22 protein-coding genes and 1 other RNA gene are annotated in these 18,650 nt (G+C 68.6%); 11 read left to right on the forward strand and 12 right to left on the reverse strand.

The window, feature by feature from the left end; genetic code table 11:
• Positions 1-175: 175 nt before the first annotated feature.
• Positions 176-1,234: a type I glyceraldehyde-3-phosphate dehydrogenase gene (locus ACSNN8_RS37385; RefSeq protein ID WP_436654895.1), complete on the forward strand. Its 1,059-nt coding sequence runs from the start codon at positions 176-178 to the stop codon at positions 1,232-1,234.
• A 10-nt stretch (positions 1,235-1,244) separates the two neighbouring features.
• The gene (locus ACSNN8_RS37390) at positions 1,245-2,159 is read left to right on the forward strand and encodes a threonine/serine dehydratase (protein WP_436654896.1); all 915 of its coding nucleotides are present in this window, start codon (positions 1,245-1,247) and stop codon (positions 2,157-2,159) included.
• 12 nt (positions 2,160-2,171) lie between these two features.
• On the opposite strand, the gene ACSNN8_RS37395 is transcribed toward ACSNN8_RS37390, so the two are convergent.
• Positions 2,172-2,978: a hypothetical protein gene (locus ACSNN8_RS37395; RefSeq protein WP_436654897.1), complete on the reverse strand. Its 807-nt coding sequence runs from the start codon at positions 2,976-2,978 to the stop codon at positions 2,172-2,174.
• A gap of 271 nt (positions 2,979-3,249) precedes the next feature.
• Here ACSNN8_RS37395 and ACSNN8_RS37400 point away from each other — a divergent pair, with 271 nt between their 5' ends.
• Together ACSNN8_RS37400 and ACSNN8_RS37405 are read left to right on the forward strand one after the other, a co-directional pair.
• The gene (locus ACSNN8_RS37400) at positions 3,250-3,639 is read left to right on the forward strand and encodes a hypothetical protein (RefSeq protein WP_436654898.1); all 390 of its coding nucleotides are present in this window, start codon (positions 3,250-3,252) and stop codon (positions 3,637-3,639) included.
• A gap of 70 nt (positions 3,640-3,709) precedes the next feature.
• The gene (locus ACSNN8_RS37405; RefSeq protein ID WP_436654899.1) at positions 3,710-4,192 is read left to right on the forward strand and encodes a hypothetical protein; all 483 of its coding nucleotides are present in this window, start codon (positions 3,710-3,712) and stop codon (positions 4,190-4,192) included.
• On the opposite strand, the gene ACSNN8_RS37410 is transcribed toward ACSNN8_RS37405, so the two are convergent.
• Together ACSNN8_RS37410 and ACSNN8_RS37415 are read right to left on the reverse strand one after the other, a co-directional pair.
• Positions 4,167-4,757 (reverse strand): hypothetical protein, encoded by a 591-nt coding sequence (locus tag ACSNN8_RS37410; protein ID WP_436654900.1) that lies wholly within the window; start codon positions 4,755-4,757, stop codon positions 4,167-4,169. The genes ACSNN8_RS37405 and ACSNN8_RS37410 overlap by 26 nt on opposite strands.
• Positions 4,758-4,834: 77 nt before the next feature.
• Complete coding sequence (locus ACSNN8_RS37415) at positions 4,835-5,599, reverse strand: sulfite exporter TauE/SafE family protein (protein ID WP_436654901.1); 765 nt, start codon at positions 5,597-5,599, stop codon at positions 4,835-4,837.
• 54 nt (positions 5,600-5,653) lie between these two features.
• Between ACSNN8_RS37415 and rnpB the strand changes: the two genes are divergently transcribed.
• An RNA gene (gene rnpB, locus ACSNN8_RS37420) (RNase P RNA component class A) lies at positions 5,654-6,055 on the forward strand.
• A 41-nt stretch (positions 6,056-6,096) separates the two neighbouring features.
• Here rnpB and ACSNN8_RS37425 read toward each other — a convergent pair.
• Positions 6,097-7,266 (reverse strand): tyrosine-type recombinase/integrase, encoded by a 1,170-nt coding sequence (locus ACSNN8_RS37425; protein ID WP_436654902.1) that lies wholly within the window; start codon positions 7,264-7,266, stop codon positions 6,097-6,099.
• Positions 7,266-7,835, reverse strand: coding sequence for a hypothetical protein (locus tag ACSNN8_RS37430; protein WP_436654903.1), 570 nt, complete (start codon positions 7,833-7,835; stop codon positions 7,266-7,268). Before ACSNN8_RS37430 ends, ACSNN8_RS37425 begins: the two co-directional genes overlap by 1 nt.
• Before the next feature lie 104 nt (positions 7,836-7,939).
• Between ACSNN8_RS37430 and ACSNN8_RS37435 the strand changes: the two genes are divergently transcribed.
• Both ACSNN8_RS37435 and ACSNN8_RS37440 read left to right on the forward strand, forming a co-directional pair.
• Positions 7,940-8,140, forward strand: a complete 201-nt coding sequence (locus tag ACSNN8_RS37435) for a helix-turn-helix domain-containing protein (protein WP_436654904.1) — start codon at positions 7,940-7,942, stop codon at positions 8,138-8,140.
• A 964-nt stretch (positions 8,141-9,104) separates the two neighbouring features.
• Positions 9,105-9,404: an HNH endonuclease gene (locus ACSNN8_RS37440; RefSeq protein ID WP_436654905.1), complete on the forward strand. Its 300-nt coding sequence runs from the start codon at positions 9,105-9,107 to the stop codon at positions 9,402-9,404.
• A 231-nt stretch (positions 9,405-9,635) separates the two neighbouring features.
• Here the strand turns inward: ACSNN8_RS37440 and ACSNN8_RS37445 are convergent, their stop codons facing one another.
• The gene (locus ACSNN8_RS37445; RefSeq protein WP_436654906.1) at positions 9,636-10,310 is read right to left on the reverse strand and encodes a recombinase family protein; all 675 of its coding nucleotides are present in this window, start codon (positions 10,308-10,310) and stop codon (positions 9,636-9,638) included.
• Between the two features lie 440 nt (positions 10,311-10,750).
• On the opposite strand from ACSNN8_RS37445, the gene ACSNN8_RS37450 reads away from it, so the two are divergent.
• The 3 genes from ACSNN8_RS37450 to ACSNN8_RS37460 are packed head-to-tail and all read left to right on the forward strand — an operon-like array spanning position 10,751 to position 13,102.
• The gene (locus ACSNN8_RS37450; protein ID WP_436654907.1) at positions 10,751-11,737 is read left to right on the forward strand and encodes an aldo/keto reductase; all 987 of its coding nucleotides are present in this window, start codon (positions 10,751-10,753) and stop codon (positions 11,735-11,737) included.
• Between the two features lie 46 nt (positions 11,738-11,783).
• Entirely contained in the window at positions 11,784-12,236 is a 453-nt protein-coding gene (locus ACSNN8_RS37455; RefSeq protein ID WP_436654908.1) for a hypothetical protein, read from the forward strand.
• Positions 12,233-13,102: an aminoglycoside phosphotransferase family protein gene (locus ACSNN8_RS37460; protein WP_436654910.1), complete on the forward strand. Its 870-nt coding sequence runs from the start codon at positions 12,233-12,235 to the stop codon at positions 13,100-13,102. The genes ACSNN8_RS37455 and ACSNN8_RS37460 overlap by 4 nt, the downstream gene beginning before the upstream one ends.
• Here ACSNN8_RS37460 and ACSNN8_RS37465 read toward each other — a convergent pair.
• On the reverse strand, positions 13,099-14,241 hold the full coding sequence (locus ACSNN8_RS37465; protein WP_436654912.1) for an MFS transporter: 1,143 nt from the start codon (positions 14,239-14,241) through the stop codon (positions 13,099-13,101). The two genes, ACSNN8_RS37460 and ACSNN8_RS37465, sit on opposite strands and share 4 nt — an antisense overlap.
• A 25-nt stretch (positions 14,242-14,266) precedes the next feature.
• Here ACSNN8_RS37465 and ACSNN8_RS37470 point away from each other — a divergent pair, with 25 nt between their 5' ends.
• Positions 14,267-14,671 (forward strand): VOC family protein, encoded by a 405-nt coding sequence (locus ACSNN8_RS37470; protein WP_436654914.1) that lies wholly within the window; start codon positions 14,267-14,269, stop codon positions 14,669-14,671.
• Here ACSNN8_RS37470 and ACSNN8_RS37475 read toward each other — a convergent pair.
• From ACSNN8_RS37475 to ACSNN8_RS37495, 5 genes are all read right to left on the reverse strand, one after another.
• Positions 14,642-14,848: a hypothetical protein gene (locus tag ACSNN8_RS37475; protein ID WP_436654916.1), complete on the reverse strand. Its 207-nt coding sequence runs from the start codon at positions 14,846-14,848 to the stop codon at positions 14,642-14,644. The two genes, ACSNN8_RS37470 and ACSNN8_RS37475, sit on opposite strands and share 30 nt — an antisense overlap.
• Before the next feature lie 7 nt (positions 14,849-14,855).
• Positions 14,856-16,502 carry a monocarboxylate uptake permease MctP gene (gene mctP, locus ACSNN8_RS37480; protein WP_436654918.1) on the reverse strand — a complete coding sequence of 549 codons (1,647 nt, stop codon included), beginning with the start codon at positions 16,500-16,502 and terminating at the stop codon, positions 14,856-14,858.
• Between the two features lie 4 nt (positions 16,503-16,506).
• Complete coding sequence (locus ACSNN8_RS37485; protein ID WP_436654920.1) at positions 16,507-16,734, reverse strand: DUF3311 domain-containing protein; 228 nt, start codon at positions 16,732-16,734, stop codon at positions 16,507-16,509.
• Between the two features lie 153 nt (positions 16,735-16,887).
• Positions 16,888-17,217, reverse strand: a complete 330-nt coding sequence (locus ACSNN8_RS37490; RefSeq protein WP_436654922.1) for a hypothetical protein — start codon at positions 17,215-17,217, stop codon at positions 16,888-16,890.
• 63 nt (positions 17,218-17,280) lie between these two features.
• A complete protein-coding gene (locus ACSNN8_RS37495; protein WP_436654924.1) occupies positions 17,281-18,561 on the reverse strand; it encodes a glycoside hydrolase family 18 protein in 1,281 nt (426 codons plus the stop codon).
• Positions 18,562-18,650 lie beyond the last annotated feature (89 nt).

Below are 18,650 nucleotides of genomic sequence, written 5' to 3' on the forward strand. Positions count from 1 at the left end.
TGGATGCGAGTGACCGGTGTGGATCATTCACGTGGGACGCACCGGCGCGCGTTGACGTGCAAGTTGCACGACTCATAGTGTCGGAGGTGTGACGCCGGGTGTCCGGACCGCGGGGGTCACGAGCGACAGCGTTGAGAAAGACAGCGTTGACAAAGCGGCCGAGGAGAGCCTTCCCATGAGCGTCACGATCGGCATCAACGGATTCGGTCGGATCGGCCGCAGCATCGCGCGGATAGTCGCCGCAAGCAAGGATCCTGGCATATCCATTGCCGCCGTGAATGACCTTGCCTCGACCGAGAAAATGGCCTACGGGCTGCGGCGGGACAGCATTCGCGGCGCATTTCCCGGCACCGTCACGGCGCGCGCCGATCACCTGGTCGTGAACGACCACGCCATCCGCGCGTTCCACCACGAGCGCCCCGAGCGGATCCCCTGGGCGGACGCCGGGGTCGACGTGGTGATCGAGGCCACCGGACGGTTCCGGGCCGGCACGCTGGCCCGCACCCACATCACCCACGGCGGCGCGCGCAAGGTCGTGATCAGCGCCTCGGCCGACGAGCCCGACGCCTTCCTGGTCTACGGCGCGAACCACCAGACGTACGACCCCTCGCAGCACGACGTGGTGTCGCCGGCGTCGTGCGGCGTGAACGCGCTCACCGTGATGGCCAAGGTGCTCCTCGACCGGTTCGGGTTGCGCGGCGTGAACACGTCCGTGGTGCTGGCGACCCAGGGCTGGCAGAAGGCGCAGGACTCGGTGATCGGCACCTCGCGGGAGGATCCGCGGCTGGGCCGGGCGACCGGCGAGAGCATCATCCCGCACAACTACGTGGTCGGTGACCTCGTCCGCGTGGTGCTGCCCGAGATCGGCGAGATGCGCTACAGCTACTACTGCGTGCCGACCCCGATCGGCTCGCTGGCCGAGCTGTCCGGGCAGACCGACCGGCCGGTCAGCGTGGAGGAGGTCAACCGCGCCATGGCCGAGGCCGCTGCCGGGCCGCTGCGCCGGGTGCTGGCGTACGACCCGGATCCGACGGTGTCGATCGACGTGAAGAACAACCCGGCCTCGTGCCTGTTCGACCCGTCGGGCACGCAGACGACCGCCGACGGCGGGGTCAAGGTGCGCGGCTGGTTCGACAACGAGTGGGGCTTCTCGAACCGATTACTCGACCTGGCCCGGCTGGTCGGCGAGCGCACCCCCGTGACGTCGCAGCGGGTGAGCTGGAGCATCGCCTAGAGTTCTGCCGGTGACAGTCACGATCGACGACGTGCGCGCGGCGGCGCGGCGCATCGAGGGCCGCGTGCGGCACACCCCGGTGATGCCGGCCGGCGACGGGCTCTGGTTCAAGCTCGAGCAGACCCAGCACGCCGGTTCCTTCAAGACCCGCGGCATGCTCAACCGGATCCTGGCCGCCGGCGAGCTGCCCGCCGCGGGCATCGTCGCGGCCTCGGGCGGCAACGCGGGCCTGGCCGCCGCGTACGCGGCCCGCGAGCTGGGCGTGGCCGCCGAGGTCTTCGTCCCCGAGACGGCCCCGCGCGTGAAGGTCGCCAAGCTCGGCAAGCTGGGCGCCCGCGTGGTCCAGGTGGGCGCCGAGTACGCCGAGGCCTACGCCGCCGCGGTCGTGCACGCCACCTCGTCGGGCGCGCTGTTCTGCCACGCCTACGACGACCCGGACATGGTGGCCGGCAACGGCACGCTCGGGCTCGAACTGCTCACCCAGCTCCCCGCCGGCTTCGACACCGTGCTGGTCGCGGTGGGCGGCGGCGGGTTGATCGCCGGCGTGATCGCCGCCCTGCACCCCGCCGTCCGCGTCGTCGCCGTCGAGCCGGCGACCGCGGCCGCCCTGCACGAGGCGCTGCGCGCCGGCGCCCCCGTGGACGTCCCCGTCGCCGGCGTGGCCGCCGACTCGCTGGGCGCCCGCCGGGCCGGCCGGATCGCGTACGACCTGGCGTCCGCCGCCGGCACCCCGTCGGTCCTGATCGACGACCGGGCCATCGTGGACGCCCGCCGCTTGCTGTGGGACGACTACCGCCTGGCCGTCGAACACGGCACCGCCGCCGCCTACGCCGCCCTCACGTCGGGCGCCTACAAGCCGTCCCCCGGCGAGCGCGTCGTCGTGCTGCTCTGCGGAGCCAACACCAACCCGTCCGACCTGGCCTGAGCCTCCCGCCGGTCACCCTCGCCGGACCTGCCGCCGCAGCAGCCACTCCCGCAGGCCGTTGCCGTCGCCCAGCCCGGCGGCACGCGCCTGCTCGGCGCCGAGCCGGAACGCCGCCGGATCCCGCAGCGCCGCCCGGCACGACACGATCCGCTGATGCGAGTCGCCGACCGCGTCCCGGACCACGATCTTCATGTCGAAGATCCGGAAGCGCAGTAGCGCCTCCAGACGGATGTACGACGTGATGGGCGCCGTGTCCCGGTTGGTCAGCGGAGAGAGCGGATAGCCGGCGCCGTGGAACCAGATCGTGTAGTCCTCGTGGCTGACCAGCCCCACGCTGGTCATGTACTGCTGCATCCGGTCGTACGGAAGCCACGGCGACGGCACCGCGTCCTCGTTGCGGGCGATCCGGTAGGTGCAGCTCTGCACGACGGCCACCCCGCCGCCGCCGTTGAAGATCGAGAGCTTGAGGACGGGTTCCTGACCGTCGACGTCGGAGCCCTGCTCGAACGGGCTGGCCAGTTGCAGCGCCGAGCCGATGACCGGGCGAACCGTCTCGGCGTACTGCGCGCGTGTGTACAGCAGGATCGCCAGGACGGTGACGATCGTCGCCCCCGACTCGAGGTCGAACACCTCCAGCTTCCACGGCCAGTGCGCGACCACGTCGGCAGGCAGGTTCTGCCGCACCACCTCCCACAGCAGCAGCCCGCCCGCGACCGAAGTGGCGATCACCGGCACCAGGAAGAACGCGCGCCGGCGGTGAGTCACCCTCTGGTCCGGCGAGTCGAGCACTTCCACGGGGAATCTGGTCTCACCGTCCATGAGCCCGACTGTGCGCTCAACGGTCAATGTCGATACCCGGGCGCCCACGCCGGCGTCGCCGGCCCTCGGGGCGGACGACGACGACCCGTCCTCCCCGGTCGTCGCAGCCTCGGCAGCATGCCGGCGCTCCCGTCGCGGGGCCGGAAACGGCCGGTTCGCGAGGATCCGCGGATGCCGTACCGCCTCTGTCGAGTCTTGTCATTCTAAGAAGAACGCCCATAAGCGGCAGGCCGGCCCCCCGTCCAATTCGTCACGGGGTTACGTTTCCACCATGGACGCCGCCAGGAACGAACCGCGGGTGCTGGTGATCGGGCTCGATCCGTACCGGGTGCCGGGACCGTGGGATCCCACGCCTGTCGCCGAGGGGATCAAGGTGGGGATGGCGCGGTTCGCGGAGGCCGGCGTCGGCGCGGAGACGTGCCTGGTCGGGCTCGACGGCAGCGACGACATCGAGGCGGTCATCGCGGCGGCGCTGGGGCGACAGCCGTGGGAGGTGGTGGTCGTCGGCGGCGGTCTGCGGCACAGCGAGGAGCGGCTCGAGCTGTTCGAGCGGATCATCAACCTCGTCCGGCAGCTGGCGCCCGGCGCGGCGATCGCCTTCAACGCCACCCCCGACGACACCTACGCCGCCGCGGCGCGCTGGCTCCACGACCGCGGCTGATCTTCGACGCGCACTCGTCCGCTTTCCAGCCGCGTACGGCCGCTTTGTCCGCTTTCTGCATAATGGGCGCATGACCGTTGCCGTGCACCCGCCGCTTGCCCGCTGGACCGACGCGGACTACCCCACGATGGGGTGGCACGACTGCCGCATCCACGCGGTGAGCCTTGCCGAGCACAGCGACGACGGCGCGCTCCCCCGCGTACGGCTGATGCTCGACCTCGACTACATCGTGCGCTGGGACGGGCCGGCCGCGCCCGGCGAGCACCTCAGCTTCTGGATCTCGCCCGCGACCCTGGTGTTCGAGGGCGCGTGGGGCATCTCCGGCGAGTTCGGCCCGCTGTTCGAGCAGCTGGAGATCGCCGACATCCACCGGCTCGACCCGCCGGACGAGCACCCCGAGCCGTCCTGGCACATCGAGGGGCACAACTTCGGCTTCCATCTGCGCGCCTCCGGCTTTCGCCAGCACGCGCGGACGCCCGCTCTGCTCGTACCGCGCAAGGTCTTGACCTCCGAGGAGCGGGGTGGGGTCAGCTTCGCCTGTCCGGCAGCCTGAAGTGCCGGACCGCCGTCGCCGCGACCTGGTCCGGGGACAGGTGGGTGTTGTCCACGCGCAGGTAGTCGTCGCGGCCGTCGAACTCCGTGGTCGAGTTGAGCTTGTGCGTCGCGTCGACCTCGAGCAGGTGCTTCCGCGAACGTTCGAGGTCGCGTTTGGACGGCTTCTCGGCCAGCCGGTCGGCGCCGGCGTTGCGCTCCAGCCGCGCGGACTGCGTGGCCTCGAGCTCCAGGTAGAGGATGCGGCCGCCCCGCTCGGCGAACGGCCTCGCGTAGCTCGCGACGGTCTGCGCGTCCCCGGGGTGGTCGAAGGCCCAGACGAACGTGAAGACCAGCCCGGGAAGGTCGCTGGCGGCCACCTCCTCGAGCACGCCGATGCGGAAGTTGTCGACCAGCCTCTGGAACGCCGGCGTGCCGAAGTCGAAGAAGCGCAGCACCGGCTCGATCGTCAGGTGGTTGTGCAGCAGGCGGAAGCCGGTGCGGTCCGCGATGGCCTGCCCGACCGTCATCTTGCCCACGGCGGGCGGCCCGATGACGAACAGGAGGGTGGGCGCGGAAGCTGTCATGGGCGGGAGCGTAGCGAGTCCGGACCGGCGGATGAGAGCGTCCCGACCGCGCCACCCACCACCGCGTGGTGTCGTGGTCAGGTGAAGGCGCGGTACAGCAGCAGCAGCCCGATCGCGGTGCCGAAGGCGACGATGATCGCGCGGAGGACCCGGGACGGCAGGCGGCGGGCGAGGCGAGCGCCCGCGTAGCCGCCGACGACCGTGGCGGGCGCGAGGATCAGCACGGCGAGCCAGTCGACCGGCGCGAAGAACGCGAAGATGAGCACGGTGACCAGCCCGACGGCGGCGGACAGCACGTTCTTGAGGGCGTTGATCCGGTTGAGCGGCTCGTCGAGGATCAGCGCGAGCGCGGCGACGTACATGACGCCGAGCGCCGCGCCGAAGTAGCCGCCGTACACCGCGCCGACGAACACGACGATCTGCAGCGAGACCGCGGCACGGCGGGACGACATGTGCCGGGGGTGCCCGACCAGGCCGCGCAGCCGGTCCTGGAACGCGAGCGTGGCCGCCGCCGCCAGCACCAGGAACGGCACGATCAGCTCGAAGGCGCGGGCGGGCGTGAGCAGCAGCAGGGCGCAGCCGCCGGCGGAGCCGAGCACGCAGGTCGGCAGGATCCCGAGGACCCGGCTGCGCTGCCCGGCGAGGTCGGCCCGGCTGCCGGCGACGCTGGAGACGTACCCCGGGAAGACGGAGATCGAGTTGGTCACGTTGGCCGCCACCGAGGGCAGCCCGGTCGCGATCAGGCTGGGGAAGGTGATCAGCGACCCGCCGCCGGCGATCGCGTTCATCCCGCCGGCGGCCAGGCCGGCGACGACCAGCAGGAGGATGTGCGCGAAATCCATGGTGACCTCGAATCTACGGCCCCGGCCGGCCCCGTAGGATGACGGGGCGACGGACGAGTAGGCCAGGCGGTCGCGTCGGCGCCCCTCGCGGGCGTCGCCGAGGAACGTCCGGACTCCGCAGAGCAGGGTGGTTGTTAACGGCAACCCGGGGTGACCCGCGGGACAGTGCCACAGAAAGCAGACCGCCGGTCCTTGACGGGCCGGTAAGGGTGAAACGGTGAGGTAAGAGCTCACCAGCACCCCGGGTGACCGGGGTGGCTAGGTAAACCCCACCCGGAGCAAGGCCAAGCAAGGCCACCACCGCGAGGCGGTGGCCGGCGCAGGCGTTCGAGGGCTGCTCGCCCGAGCCTGCGGGTAGGCCGCAAGAGCCGACCGGCAACGGCCGGCCGAGATGGATGACCGCCCATGGCGACTCGCTCGCCAGGACAGAATCCGGCGTACAGGCCCACTCGTCCGTCGCCCTATCGGTGGCCTGCGAAAACACCTTCGCAAGGCAGCTATGCGACGCTGCCAGGCAACAACGAGGCAACTACAGGGGCGAACGGCAACAGAGCCCGGTCGATAGCGGCACGGGTGCTGTCCTCGCTGGACGGGTACAGGTGCCCATAGGTATCCATCGTCTCTGTGATGGTCGCGTGCCCTAACCGCTCCTGAATGACCTTGGGCGACTCGTTCGCGGCGATCAGGAGAGAGGCGTACGTGTGGCGCAGGTAGTGGAAGTGCGTAGAGGTTGGCAGTCCGACGGCTCGCAAGGTCGGATGCCAGGCCCCCGCGTAGAACCCCTGCCGACGCATCGGCATGTTCCTCGTATTGGTGAAGACGACACCATGCGGCCCGCAGCCATGCCGGCCATCCGGCCCACTCCCAAACTCTCGCAGGTGAGCCCTCAGCGCGTCTAGAACGACGTGCGGGAGGGGAACCACGCGGTTAGAGCGCTCTGTCTTCGGATCTCCAAACGTCGGTTCGCCACCGACCACGTCTGTCGACTGACGGTCCACCTTCACGTAACCGCCGTGGAAGTCGATGCGGTCCACGGTCAGCCCAAGCAACTCCCCAAGGCGTAAGCCAGTACCGGCGGCAGTGATGATGAGCGCCCGATAACGGGGCGCTGCCGCGTCAACCAGTGCACGTAGTTGCGCCGGAGTGAACGGCTCTACCCGCTCTCGCTTGACCCTCGGTAGCTCGACCTGGTCGCACGGCGTCAGGCCGATGATTCGGTCGCTGACAGCCAACTTGAAGATGGCGGCCACAAGGCCATAAACCTTCCGCAGAGTCGTCGGGGCGAGCACACTCGCGCGTTCGTTAACCCACGCCTGTACGTCCGACCGACGGACGGATGCCAATGGACGCTTCCCCAAGGTGGGCAAGATGTGGTTACGAAGGTGGTTGCCATAGTCGGCGTAGGTGCCATTACGTCGGGTTCGGTGCTTCGTCTCCAACCATCGGGCTGCGTATGCCTCGAATGTTTCGCGCCCAAGGTGAGGGTCAACGTAAGTCCCGCGGTTCTGCGACGACTCAAGGTCTGCCTTGAAGGCGCGCGCGTCACGTTCCCTGGTGAAGGTCTTACTCTTCTGATTACCGTCGGCGTCGCGCCACATGACGCGCCACGTGTAAACGTCCTTGCCGTTGGCCTTGCTGTCTAGCCTTCGCTTCTGAATGCTTGCCACTACTGCGCCGCTTCCTCTCTCAAGATCTCCGCTGCACGCGCACCCAAGCGGTCCGCAGGCTTACCCGCCGGCCCTTCAAGGAAGCCGCGTTCCCTTGCCCGTCGCACACGGGCACTTAGGGTGTTCCGACTGATGCCCGTCATGGCAGCCATGTGACGGATCGGATGACGTTGCCCTTCCTTGACTAAGGCCACGTACTCTCTGGCAAAGCGTGCCCACTCTTCGTCTGTCTCGACACGGGCCGCTACGGCATCGTGGTGCCCTTGCTCCCGACGCCACTCGTCTTTGATCGCCTTGATCCGCTTGCGCGCGTCTCCAAGCGGGATAGCCCGCAGGATCTCCCCAGTAATGCCATCGCTGTCTACGACGGAATCGACGGCCTCAATCTCTGTGAAGCGAACGTTGATCTCGTCAGGGCCGTCCCACGGCGCACCCAGACTGCCAGCAACCACGACGGTCCAACCATGCACGTCGTAGAGGGCGTAGGCGTCCTCGGGACCACCTCGCTCCTGCCGACGCCCAGAGCCAAGACAGACGACACCAGGACTGACCTGCTCACCATCAACCATGAAGACACCGTAGCACGCGGCACACGGTTGACACCAGGTGCCATGTGCTAGCATCGTCCGGCACCACCCAGGTAGGGGGTGTTCAGCCAAGCAGAGGAGAGCAGTTGCAGACAGAGGACAACCGCCTGATGACGACGAACGAGGTTGCGCAGTACCTCGCGGTCCCGGTGAGCCGGGTCTACGACAACTGGCGAAGCTGGGGTCTCCCGGCGATCAAGTTTGGTAACCAACTACGTTTCCGACGCTCTGAAATCGATCGGTGGCTGGATAGCCAGCGGGTAACCGAGAGCGAGGCAGTCGCCTGACCATGACGGAATTCCAGCCCCTAGCCAACCCTTTCGCGGGCCAACCCGCTGAGAGCGATTCTGAGCCGTTAGGCCTCTCACCCTATACCGACCTACCCCTAGACTCTTCTGAGCGACCTACGGGCAGCACAGGCCGCTTTAATCCGCGTGATCGAATCTACTTCGGTAAGGGCATCACCTGGGGCGGCGTCAGTCAGGCCGACTGTCTGCGCCGGGCAAGAATGGATAGCGGAATGCCGAGGTACTTCCGTGTCTACTTCGCCGCTCTCGGGAAGGCCAACAAGGCCGGACATGCCGAGATGTCGGAGGGCACGCTAGCGAGGATCCTTGGTGTGCACGGCACCCCTAACGCCCCGCAGGCCGTCAACAAGGCCATAGCCACAGCGAAGCGATACGACCTGATCGGCCCTGAGTCGGGCGCACGCTGCCTCGTGCTGCCTTGGCATCACTTCCAGATGCTCGGCAACCGAGCGAACTCATGCCGGGTGCACGGGTGGAACGCCTAGCCTTTGGCGGGCTAACCGGTAGCCCTTGCAGGCTCAGTCACCTAGCGGTTTAGCAGGGGAAACGCAAATTCTCTCTCTATCTATATAGGGAGGGTCCGTCGGTGAAGAAACTCCGCAGGGGTTTCGAGCACCGTGACCAGGGCGGCACCAAGCCGCAACAGTGACCCCGTGCCCGTCGGGGGCACGAGGGGTTAGGTCACCGAGGCTCCAACAGAGGTGACTGTAAGGGTAGGTAAGGGAACGGCTCTGACTGCCCGTTCCCGTTGGTTACAGACCAACGATCAACCGTCGGGGTTGATCGGGTAGGTAGCCATCTAGGGATCCGCAACACGGCGGATCCTTCTAGTTGATGGGGCATCCCTTTGGTTGGGTGCCCCATCTTCTTTTAACCACTGTTGCCGTCGTGCTTCAAACACGTCGGCTTAGGTATGCCCGCGCCCGAGGGAGCGCGTACAACCATGACTCTTTCTACTTGCACCGTCTGCCGCCGGCCAATACCGGTCGGCCAGTCTCGGTGCTCTATCCATAAACCTAAACGTCGGCACGCTCTCTCAGCGAGCCAACGGGGTTACGATGCGGTTTACCGCAGGAACCGGGCCACCCTGTTAGCGGGTGACCCACCCTGTTCTATCTGCCGACGGGCAGTAGCCACGACGGCCGATCACATAGTCCCGCTATCCAAAGGCGGGACCAATGACATAACCAACCTGCGACCTGCGTGTGGTCGCTGTAACTACGCACGAGGGAACCGTGGCTAACGCCGGCCCTCGGGCTATTCCCTGTCGGCATGCGGGCATGCAGTGTTGAGCAGAGGGGGGATAGCCCCCTCGAAACTTTTAGCGCTTTCTTCCTCAGGACCCCCGCTGTAGGCGCGTGTGTCTCTCTGAGGAATTTCCCGGTTTTGTGGTTATCGGAACGATGACCGAAACAAAGGAATAGCAACCCCTCCGCAGAGGGATTGCCATTGTTGGTACAAAGTCGCTGCGAAGTCAGCCGATGGTTTCGGCTTCCTGCGAGTTAACGACGGCCTTAACCGTCGCCGGATACCACTGCTTACCACCCTGCGCCGTCGGCACTCCGTCGGCATTCAACTCCCGAGCAATCGCGCTGTAAGACGCTCCGCTCTGGTGAGCCTTAACGATGCGGCTACGCACATCACTAGGCAGGCTCGCAGGCCGTCCCAGACGGACACCAGCGGCCTTTTTGGCGGCCAGACCCTCACGGGTGCGCTGCCCGATGATTCGACGCTCCCACTGCGCAGCAGAGGCCATTACCGACGCCAGGAATTCGCCTGCGGGCGTCGAAAGGTCAATACCAAGGTCAAGGGCAACGAGGTTCCAACCTCGGTTGCGGGCGCGCTCCATGAGAGCGGCGAAGTCAACGAGGGAACGCGACAGGCGGTCCAGCTTTGCCACAACGAGGGTGGCAGCTTCCCCACCTTCCACGGCGGCCAGAGCCTCAGTGAGGGCCGGACGCTTGCTCAGGCTCTTACCAGACGCCCCGGCGTCTTCGAACCAACCAACGATGACCCAACCGCGCCGCGCGGCTTCCGCTTCGATCGCTGCCCGCTGGGCGGCCATACCGGCACCCGACTCCGCTTGCTCATCCGTCGACACCCGCAGGTACGCGACGGCGGTGTTCGGGGCTGCCTTGGTCTTGGTCATGGCACTAGCTTAAAGCATACGGTCGTTTGCTATCAAGTTCTTTGGTTTACGGGTTGTGACTGACCCTCGGTGAGAGCGTCTAGCGCATCCTTTGCGCCGGCCAACCGGGCAAGCATTAGCGAGGAAGCGTCAAGCTCTCCGCGCTCCACTCGATCGACCAGTTCCCCAAGTGTGTGAGCCACGTCGGCAACGTCGTCGGCGTTCATGGCTCCATCATGCCTCTGTGCCGTGCGGCAACGCGGAGGCAACAGGAGGGGTAGGAACAGAGGTCAACAAGCACCACCACACTGGAAATGAAGGAAGGGCGGTTAACCGTCGTGACCAGCGCAAACGCCATCACGGCTAACCACCCTCCAACATCCTCCGTTACGCTCAACTGAATCCGGCGTACAGGCCCACTCGTCCGTCGCCCGCACTTCCTTCAAGGTGAGGAGGTTCCCGTGGAGTCTCGAACACTGGGTCAGGGACTGAGCGTGTCCGCGCTGGGCCTGGGCTGCATGGGCATGAGCCAGAGCTACGGCCCGAACCCCGGAGACCGGGGCGAGATGATCAGCGTCCTGCGCGGCGCCGTGGAGCGGGGTGTCACGTTCTTCGACACCGCGGAGGTCTACGGCCCGTACGTCAACGAGGAGCTCGTCGGCGAGGCGCTCGAACCGGTGCGCGACCAGGTCGTGATCGCCACGAAGTTCGGCTGGGACATCCGCGACGGCAAGTCGGTCGGCCTGGACAGCCGCCCCGAGCAGATCCGCCGGGTGGCGGACGCGTCGCTGCGGCGGCTGCGCACCGACCGGATCGACCTGTTCTATCAGCACCGCGTCGACCCTGACGTGCCCGTCGAGGACGTCGCCGGCGCGGTCGCCGAGCTGGTGGCGGCGGGCAAGGTCGGGTACTTCGGGTTGTCGGAGGCCGGCGCCGGCACCATCCGCCGGGCGCACGCCGTGCATCCCGTCGCCGCGCTGCAGAGCGAGTACTCGCTGTGGACCCGCGACATCGAGGCGGAGATCCTGCCGGCGCTCGACGAGCTCGGCATCGGCCTGGTGCCGTTCAGCCCGCTCGGCAAGGGCTTCCTGACCGGCACCGTCAGCGCGGACACCGAGTTCGCGCGCGGCGACATCCGCGCGACCATCCCGCGCTTCACCGAGGAGAACCGGGCCGCGAACCAGGCGCTCGTCGCGCTGGTCGGCGAGGTGGCGAAGGCTCACGACGCGACCCCGGCGCAGGTGGCCCTGGCCTGGTTGCTCGCTCGCCGCCCGTCACTGGTGCCGATCCCGGGCACTCGGCGGTTGTCCCGCCTCGAGGAGAACATCGGGGCGACCGAGCTGCGCCTGTCGGACGCCGACATGACCGCCCTGAGCGAGGCCGCCACCCGCGTCGGCGTGGCCGGCGCCCGCTACAACGAGGCCATGCAGAAGATGACCGGGCTGTAGTCCCGCCGCCGCGGTGGCTGTTGCCCGGGCGGGCTACGGTCGGTGCATGGCCACCGCTTCCTATTCACGCGCGGTCACCATGGCCGCGTTGCAAGCCGTCTCCAGCAGCATCTGGATCGCCGCCCGTGAGCTGTCCCCCGCCAAGCGGCGGCTGGCCCGGGCCGGCACCGTGGCGGTGATGTCGGCGATCGGCTACGTCGCCACGCCGGACGAGGACAAGCCCGGCGCGAAGAAGAAGGAGGAAGCCACCACCGAGGCGGGCGAGTCGCCGGCGGACTTCACCTTGGACAAGCGCAAGGCGATGGCCGGCGCAGCCCTTCTCGGCCTGTCGCTCGCGACCATGGCGGGCCGCCGCCGGCTCGAGAAGCGCTGGCTGGGCCGCCTCACGCGCGACGGCCACCCGCACCCGACGAGGGCGCTGGCGGTGCGGATGGCGGGGGTGGAGTTCGTGGGCCAGCTCGTCGTCCAACTGGCCGACAGGCGCAAGTCCGCTCGGTGACGACGCCCGTGGAGACATTGACGCGCAACGTCGTCGAGAACTGGGGCGAGCAAGGCGAGCGATGGCTGCGCGAGCTGCCCGGCCTGATCGAGGAAATGGCGGCCGAGTTCGAGGTACACGTCGGCGAGCCGTACCGCATGACCTTTCACTGGGTGGCTGCCGCGACGCGCAAGGACGGCACAAAGGCGGTTCTGAAACTCGGCGTTCCGGACGGGCATCTGGACGCCGAGGCCGAAGCGCTGCGCATTTTCGACGGGCAGGGCGCCGTACGGTTGCTGGCCGCCGATGCGGCGAAGGGCGCCTTTCTCATCGAGCGCGCCGACCCCGGTGTGCCGATCACCGTCGCCGACGAGGACGCGCTGGTGGAGGTCGGCCGGCGGCTGCACCGCGTACCTCCGCCCGATTGCTCCTTGCCGCATCTGCGCGAGCTTCGCGGCGGTTTCGAGCGGTACGTCGACGGGCCGATTCCGCGGCGCCTGGTGGATCGGGCGGCGGAGCTTTTCGACGACCTTTGCGACAGCGCGCCGTGGGAAACGGTGCTGCACGGCGATCTGCACCACGGCAATGTGCTGAGCGCGGGGCCCGGTCAATGGGTAGCGATCGACCCGCACGGATGGGTGGGCGACCCGGGATACGACGGCGGCGCGATGCTCTACAACCCCGATCCCGAGCGGCGCGACCCCGACCTGCTGGAACTGGTGCCGCGCCGGATCGAGGCGCTCGCGCGGCACCAGCCGGTGGAACGGGTCGTCGCATGGGGATTCGTGATGGGTGTGCTGTCGGAACTGTGGACGGTGGAAGCGTCGGGACAGGCGCGCACCCGTGCCCTCGACGTGGCGCGCCTGCTCGAGAAGAGGCTCGACTAACGGCGCAGCACGGAGGCGCCCAGCGTCATGACGACCATCAGGCCGACGATGACGCAGAACGACACGGTCAGCGACGACACGTGGGCGATGCCGCCGATGATTCCGGGCGCGACCAGACCGCTTCCGTACGCGATTCCGGCCACCCCGGCAATGCTGCGCCCGGGATGTTCGCTGCTGCGCCCGGCGGCCGCGAACACGAGCGGCACCACGACCGCGATGCCGACGCCGAGAAGCCCGAACCCGGTGATGACCAGAACGACCGGCTCGAACAGCACCACCATGAGCGCGCCCACGGTGGCGCAGACGCCGCTGATCCGTACGGTATTGACCGCACCGAATCGTTGGACGACCCGGTCGCCGCCGAATCGGGCCGCCGCCATGCACACCGAGAAAATGGAAACAGTGGCGGCGGCGGTCGCCGCGGGATGGTTGAGCAGATCGCGGACATAGACCGCCGACCAGTCGAGGCTGGCGCCCTCGGCGAACACCGCGCACAGTCCGATCAGGCCGATCGGCAGCACGGCCCGGGAGGGCAGCGCGAACGCGGGCGGCTCCTCGAGCGACGGCTCCGGCCGGTGCGGCAGGATGCCGAGCGACGCCACCAGCACCACGGCGACCAGCACGCCCACCGTGATCGCGAAGTGCGCCGGCGCGCCCAGCCCCTCCCGCGCGGCGAACACGGCGACCGCCGACCCACCCAGCCCGCCGAGGCTCCACCAGCCGTGGAAGCCCGACATGACCGACCGGCCGTACCGCTCCTCGACCAGCACGGCGTGCGCGTTCATCGCCACGTCCGCGAGCCCCGCCGCCGCGCCGTAGACCACCAGCGTCACGCACAGCAGCCAGAGCGTGGTGGGCAGCGCGGGCAGTAACAGCGCCACGCACCAGCCGAGCATCAGCACCCGCACCAGCGAGCGCAGGTCGAACCGGTGCACGAGCCGGCCCGACAGCGGCATCGCCAGCAGCGCCCCCACGCCCGGCATGAGCAGCGCGATGCCCAGCCCGCCCGGCCCCACCCCGACGTGGTCCGCGATCCACGGCACCCTGGCCGCGAACGTCCCCGTCACCGCCCCGTGCGCCGCGAACACCGCCGACGTCGACACTCGCGCCCGCCGCAGCCCGGCCTCTAGATTGATCACATTCCTGACGATAGAGGAGGCATCGATGCCGCTACGCAGTCGCAGGCAGTGGTGGGGCGTCACGCTCGACGCGCCGGACGGGGTGGCCCTGGGGCGGTTCTACGCGCGGCTGCTCGACTGGCCGTTCTCTCCGGACGACAACGGGCTCGGCGGGACCTTGGCGCCCTCCGGCGACGCGGGCTTCAACCTCGGGTTCCAGACCGAGCCGCTGTACGTGCGTCCGGTGTGGCCGGCCGAGCCGGGCCGGCCGCAGATGTCGATGCATCTGGAGATCGAGGTCGACGATCTCGAGGAGGCCGTGGCGCACGCGGTGAGCGTGGGCGCAAAGGTCGCCGATTTCCAGCCCCAGGCCACCGTACGGGTCATGCTCGATCCCGCCGGGCATCCGTTCTGCCTGTATCTAGACGAAGCGGAACAGGCGCACGCCTGAGCGGAACTCGTCGGGATCGCGGGCGACGTCGCGTCCGTCGCCGGCGCACATGCCGATCACCCGGCGCGGCCCGGCGAGCAGGTGGCGCAGGTGACCCCGCACCACCTCCAGCCGCCGGGCCAGCGAGGATCCCGGGACGTCGTACTCCTCGTGCCACTGCACCCAGTCGCGGGTCACCCGGGCATCACGTCGAGGACTGGTGGTCGACCGTCGCGGCGACGTCCTTGTCGACGCGCGGGTCGCCCTCGTCGGCGTAGTAGTCGTCCGCGGTCGTGCCGTCCACGCCGTCCGGCGTCTTGGCGGCCCGCAGGATCAGCGTCGCGACGACCGCGACCAGCAGGTTGACCAGCACGGTCACGAAGCCGACGTAGATCGTGCGCTTGGTGTCGAACCCGAAGTCGGACAGCGGGAACGCCGACCCGCCGAAGTGGGCCTTTCCGGTCGCCGCGTTGGGGATCTGCCACAGCATCCACATCGACAGGGCCATGCCGACCACCCAGCCGGCGATCAACCCGCCGCGGTGCAGCCAGCGGGTGAACAGGCCGAGCGCGACCGCCGGGGCGGTCTGCAGGATGATGATGCCGCCGATCAGCTGCAGGTCGATGGAGAACTGCGGGTCGAGGAACACGATGCAGGCGACCGCGCCGACCTTCACGACCAGAGAAGTGATCTTCGAGACGCGCGCCTCCTGGGCGTTGGTCGCGTCCTTGCGCAGGTACTCCTTGTAGATGTTGCGGGTGAACAGGTTCGCCGCGGCGATCGACATGATCGCGGCGGGGACCAGCGCGCCGATGCCGATCGCGGCGAAGGCGACGCCCGCGAACCACGCCGGGAACTGCATGTCGAACAGCAGCGGCACGACCGTGTTGCTGTCGACCTTGCCGGTCGCCGGGTCGGTCAGCGGCTTGACGTTGGACGCGATGGCCGCGTACCCGAGCAGCGCGAGCAGGCCGAGCAGGAAGCTGTAGGCGGGCAGCGCCGACATGTTCCGCTTGATCACGTTGCGGTTCTTGCTGGCCAGTACGCCGGTGATGCTGTGCGGGTAGAGGAACAGCGCCAGCGCCGAACCGAGCGCCAGCGTGACGTACTGGAGCTGGTTGTTGGCGTTCAGCGTGATGCCGTCGTTGGGCGCCGGCGACGCGGTGAACTTGGCCTCGGCCGCGTCGAAGATGCTGCCCCAGCCGCCCAGCTTGGCGGGCAGGTAGATGACCGCCACCAGGATCACGATGTAGATCAGCGTGTCCTTGACGAAGGCGATCAGCGCGGGCGCGCGCAGCCCCGACTGATAGGTGTACGCGGCGAGGATCGCGAACGCGATGATGATCGGCGCGTGCCTCGCGATGAGGCTGTCGCCGGTCACGCCCATCGTCTTGAGCACCGCTTCGATGCCCACGAGCTGCAGGGCGATGTACGGCATGGTGGCGACGATGCCCGTGATGGCGACCAGCAGGGCGAGCGTCGGCGAGTCGAACCTCGTCCGCACGAAGTCCGCCGGCGTGACGAACCCGTGCCGGTGCGACACCGACCAGAGCCGGATCAGGATCAGGAAGAACAGCGGGTAGATGACGATCGTGTACGGCACGGCGAAGAACCCCGCCGCTCCGGCGCCGAAGATCAGCGCGGGTACGGCGACGAACGTGTACGCCGTGTAGAGGTCGCCGCCGACCAGGAACCAGGTGATCCACCCGCCGAAGCTGCGGCCGCCCAGCCCCCACTCGTCGAGGTGCTCCATGTCCTTGGGCGCCCGCCACCGCGCCGCGACGAAACCCATGCCGCTGACCAGCAGGAACAGCAGCGTGAAGACGATGATCTCGGTGATGTGGTCGCTCATCGCGTCACCGCTTCCTGGTCATCTGATAGACGATCGAGGTGGTGCCCACGCCGACGATGATGAACAGGAACTGCAGCCAGTAGAAGGCCGGGAAGCCCCACAGCCGGGGCTCGTCGCGGTTGAACAGCGGCGTCAGCACCGGCAGCACGATGGGGATCAGCAGCAGCCAGTTCCAGGGGCTGCGGTCGCTGCGCGCTGCGGGCACCGCCTGTGGCGACTCGGGCTCCGCCATCAGCCGTACCTCCTCGTACCTGTGGAGACGGTCACAGCCACGCTAACGACACAGGCCCGTCGCAAGCGATCATCGTGCGCCCAGCGGCTCCCCGACTGCGCCGAACGGCAGCGGCCCGGCCGGCCCGGTGACCGGACCGGCCGCCACGGTCGCCTACAGCGCGTCCAGCCGGGCCACAGCCTCCCGGATGCGCCCGGTGAGCTGCTCGTCGGTGATGTCGTCCGGCCCGCGCAGCTCGGGCGGGATCACGTAGTCGTCGAGCAGGTAGAAGACGTCGAGCAGGACCCGCTCGAACGGCGCCCGCACCCGCTCGCCGTCGTCGAGCACCTGACGCCGCGCCTGCAGCCAGCCGACGGCGAACTGCGGCCCGGAGAGCCGCCCGGCCACCAGCCGGCGCATCAGCTCCACCTGGGTCGCGACCCCGGTGCCGGCGGGCGCCTCGGCGGGCCGCGCCCACGCGCGGGAGCGTTCGGGTCGGGTCACCTTCTCACCACCGCGCCCCCGGGGTGGCCCGGATCGGCCACCCCGGGGGAACGCCTCTCGCCGTCAGGGGGTCCAGAGACCGGCGTGGACGGCCTTGGTCAGCGACGCGTTGGCGTCGTCGCCGTCCAGCGACCACATCATCGCTCCGCCCAGGCCCTTCGAGCGGATCCACAGGGTCTTCTGCAGGAGGACGGCCGGGTCGTCGTACGTCCAGAAGGTGGTGCCGTCGAAGAGCCACGCGTGGCCGGCCTTGACGTCGCGGTAGACCTTGAAGCCGGGCAGGTTCTTGACGGTCTTGTAGTCCTCGGTGCCGGCGGCGAACTTGCCGGGCGCGGGGCCGGTGGCGGGGGCGAACAGGCCGTTGCCGCCGCCGGTGACGCCGGTCCAGCCCTGGCTGTAGTAGGGCAGGCCGAGCACGAGCTTGCGGCGCGGCGCCCCGATCGACAGCCACTTGTTGATCGCGACCTCGGAGGAGAAGTCGGGGTTGTCGGGCGCGCCGGCCGGCACGCGCAGGGCCGACTGCTGGTTGGTGCGGGCCTCCCAGGAGCCGTGGAAGTCGTAGCCCTGAACGGTGCCGAAGTCGAGGTACTTGAAGATCTCGCCCTCGAAGCCGGCGTCGATCTTGACCGGCGCGGCCGGGAGGAAGGCGGTCAGGTCGTAGTGGCGACGAGTGGACTTGGACAGCGCGTTGAGCTGGGCCCGGAACTCGGCCGTGAGCGCGGTGAAGTTCTGCTTGTCCTCGGGCCGGATGACGTTGCCGGCGTTGCCCTCGGAGCCGGGCCACTCCCAGTCGAGGTCGATGCCGTCGATGATGCCGGCGGCCACCCCGGCGGGCAGGCCGGGCAGGTTGCCCTTGATCCACAGGTCCACGCAGGACGAGACGAGCTTCTTGCGGGAGGCGTCGGTCAGGGCGGCGTCCGAGAAGTACGCGGATCCGCTCCAGCCGCCGAGCGAGATCAGCACGCGCAGCTTCGGGTTCTTGGCCTTGAGCTCGGCGAGCTGGTTGAGGTTGCCGGCGACCGGCTGCCCGGCGACGTCCGCGATGCCGTCGACGCTGAGCTCGGCGGAGAACGGGGTCTGCCAGTCGGCCCACGGGTCGGCGGAGGCGCAGACGCCGTCCGCGGTCACCGGGCCGAACGCGTAGTTGAGGTGGGTGAGCCGGGCCGCGGCGCCGGAGTTCTGCACCTTGGCGAGCTGGAAGTCGCGGCCGTAGATGCCCCACTGGGTGAAGTAGCCGACCTTGACGTATGGCTTCACAGTTGCCTGAGCTGGTGTCGCTGCGGCCGTCACGGCCACCGCGGCGACGGCCGCCGCGGCGGTGAGACGGCGGGTCCAAACGCGCATGAGCCCTCCAGGGGCGAAAACGTTGAACAAAGTTTCCTAATCGAGGAAGCTAAACGTCTCGCCGCCAGAGGGCAATGGGCGCGGTGAAG

The sequence above is a fragment of the Actinoplanes sp. URMC 104 genome, assembly GCF_051386375.1.
Classification (GTDB): domain Bacteria; phylum Actinomycetota; class Actinomycetes; order Mycobacteriales; family Micromonosporaceae; genus Actinoplanes.

Coding starts and splice junctions, on each gene's coding strand:
- ACSNN8_RS37385 (WP_436654895.1), top strand. CDS start 176: ATGAGCGTCACGATCGGCATCAACGGATTCGGTCGGATCGGCCGCAGC.
- ACSNN8_RS37395 (WP_436654897.1), bottom strand. CDS start 2,978: ATGGACGGTGAGACCAGATTCCCCGTGGAAGTGCTCGACTCGCCGGAC.
- ACSNN8_RS37400 (WP_436654898.1), top strand. CDS start 3,250: ATGGACGCCGCCAGGAACGAACCGCGGGTGCTGGTGATCGGGCTCGAT.
- ACSNN8_RS37405 (WP_436654899.1), top strand. CDS start 3,710: ATGACCGTTGCCGTGCACCCGCCGCTTGCCCGCTGGACCGACGCGGAC.
- ACSNN8_RS37410 (WP_436654900.1), bottom strand. CDS start 4,757: ATGACAGCTTCCGCGCCCACCCTCCTGTTCGTCATCGGGCCGCCCGCC.
- ACSNN8_RS37415 (WP_436654901.1), bottom strand. CDS start 5,599: ATGGATTTCGCGCACATCCTCCTGCTGGTCGTCGCCGGCCTGGCCGCC.
- ACSNN8_RS37430 (WP_436654903.1), bottom strand. CDS start 7,835: ATGGTTGATGGTGAGCAGGTCAGTCCTGGTGTCGTCTGTCTTGGCTCT.
- ACSNN8_RS37440 (WP_436654905.1), top strand. CDS start 9,105: ATGACTCTTTCTACTTGCACCGTCTGCCGCCGGCCAATACCGGTCGGC.
- ACSNN8_RS37445 (WP_436654906.1), bottom strand. CDS start 10,310: ATGACCAAGACCAAGGCAGCCCCGAACACCGCCGTCGCGTACCTGCGG.
- ACSNN8_RS37455 (WP_436654908.1), top strand. CDS start 11,784: ATGGCCACCGCTTCCTATTCACGCGCGGTCACCATGGCCGCGTTGCAA.
- ACSNN8_RS37470 (WP_436654914.1), top strand. CDS start 14,267: ATGCCGCTACGCAGTCGCAGGCAGTGGTGGGGCGTCACGCTCGACGCG.
- mctP (WP_436654918.1), bottom strand. CDS start 16,502: ATGAGCGACCACATCACCGAGATCATCGTCTTCACGCTGCTGTTCCTG.
- ACSNN8_RS37485 (WP_436654920.1), bottom strand. CDS start 16,734: ATGGCGGAGCCCGAGTCGCCACAGGCGGTGCCCGCAGCGCGCAGCGAC.
- ACSNN8_RS37495 (WP_436654924.1), bottom strand. CDS start 18,561: ATGCGCGTTTGGACCCGCCGTCTCACCGCCGCGGCGGCCGTCGCCGCG.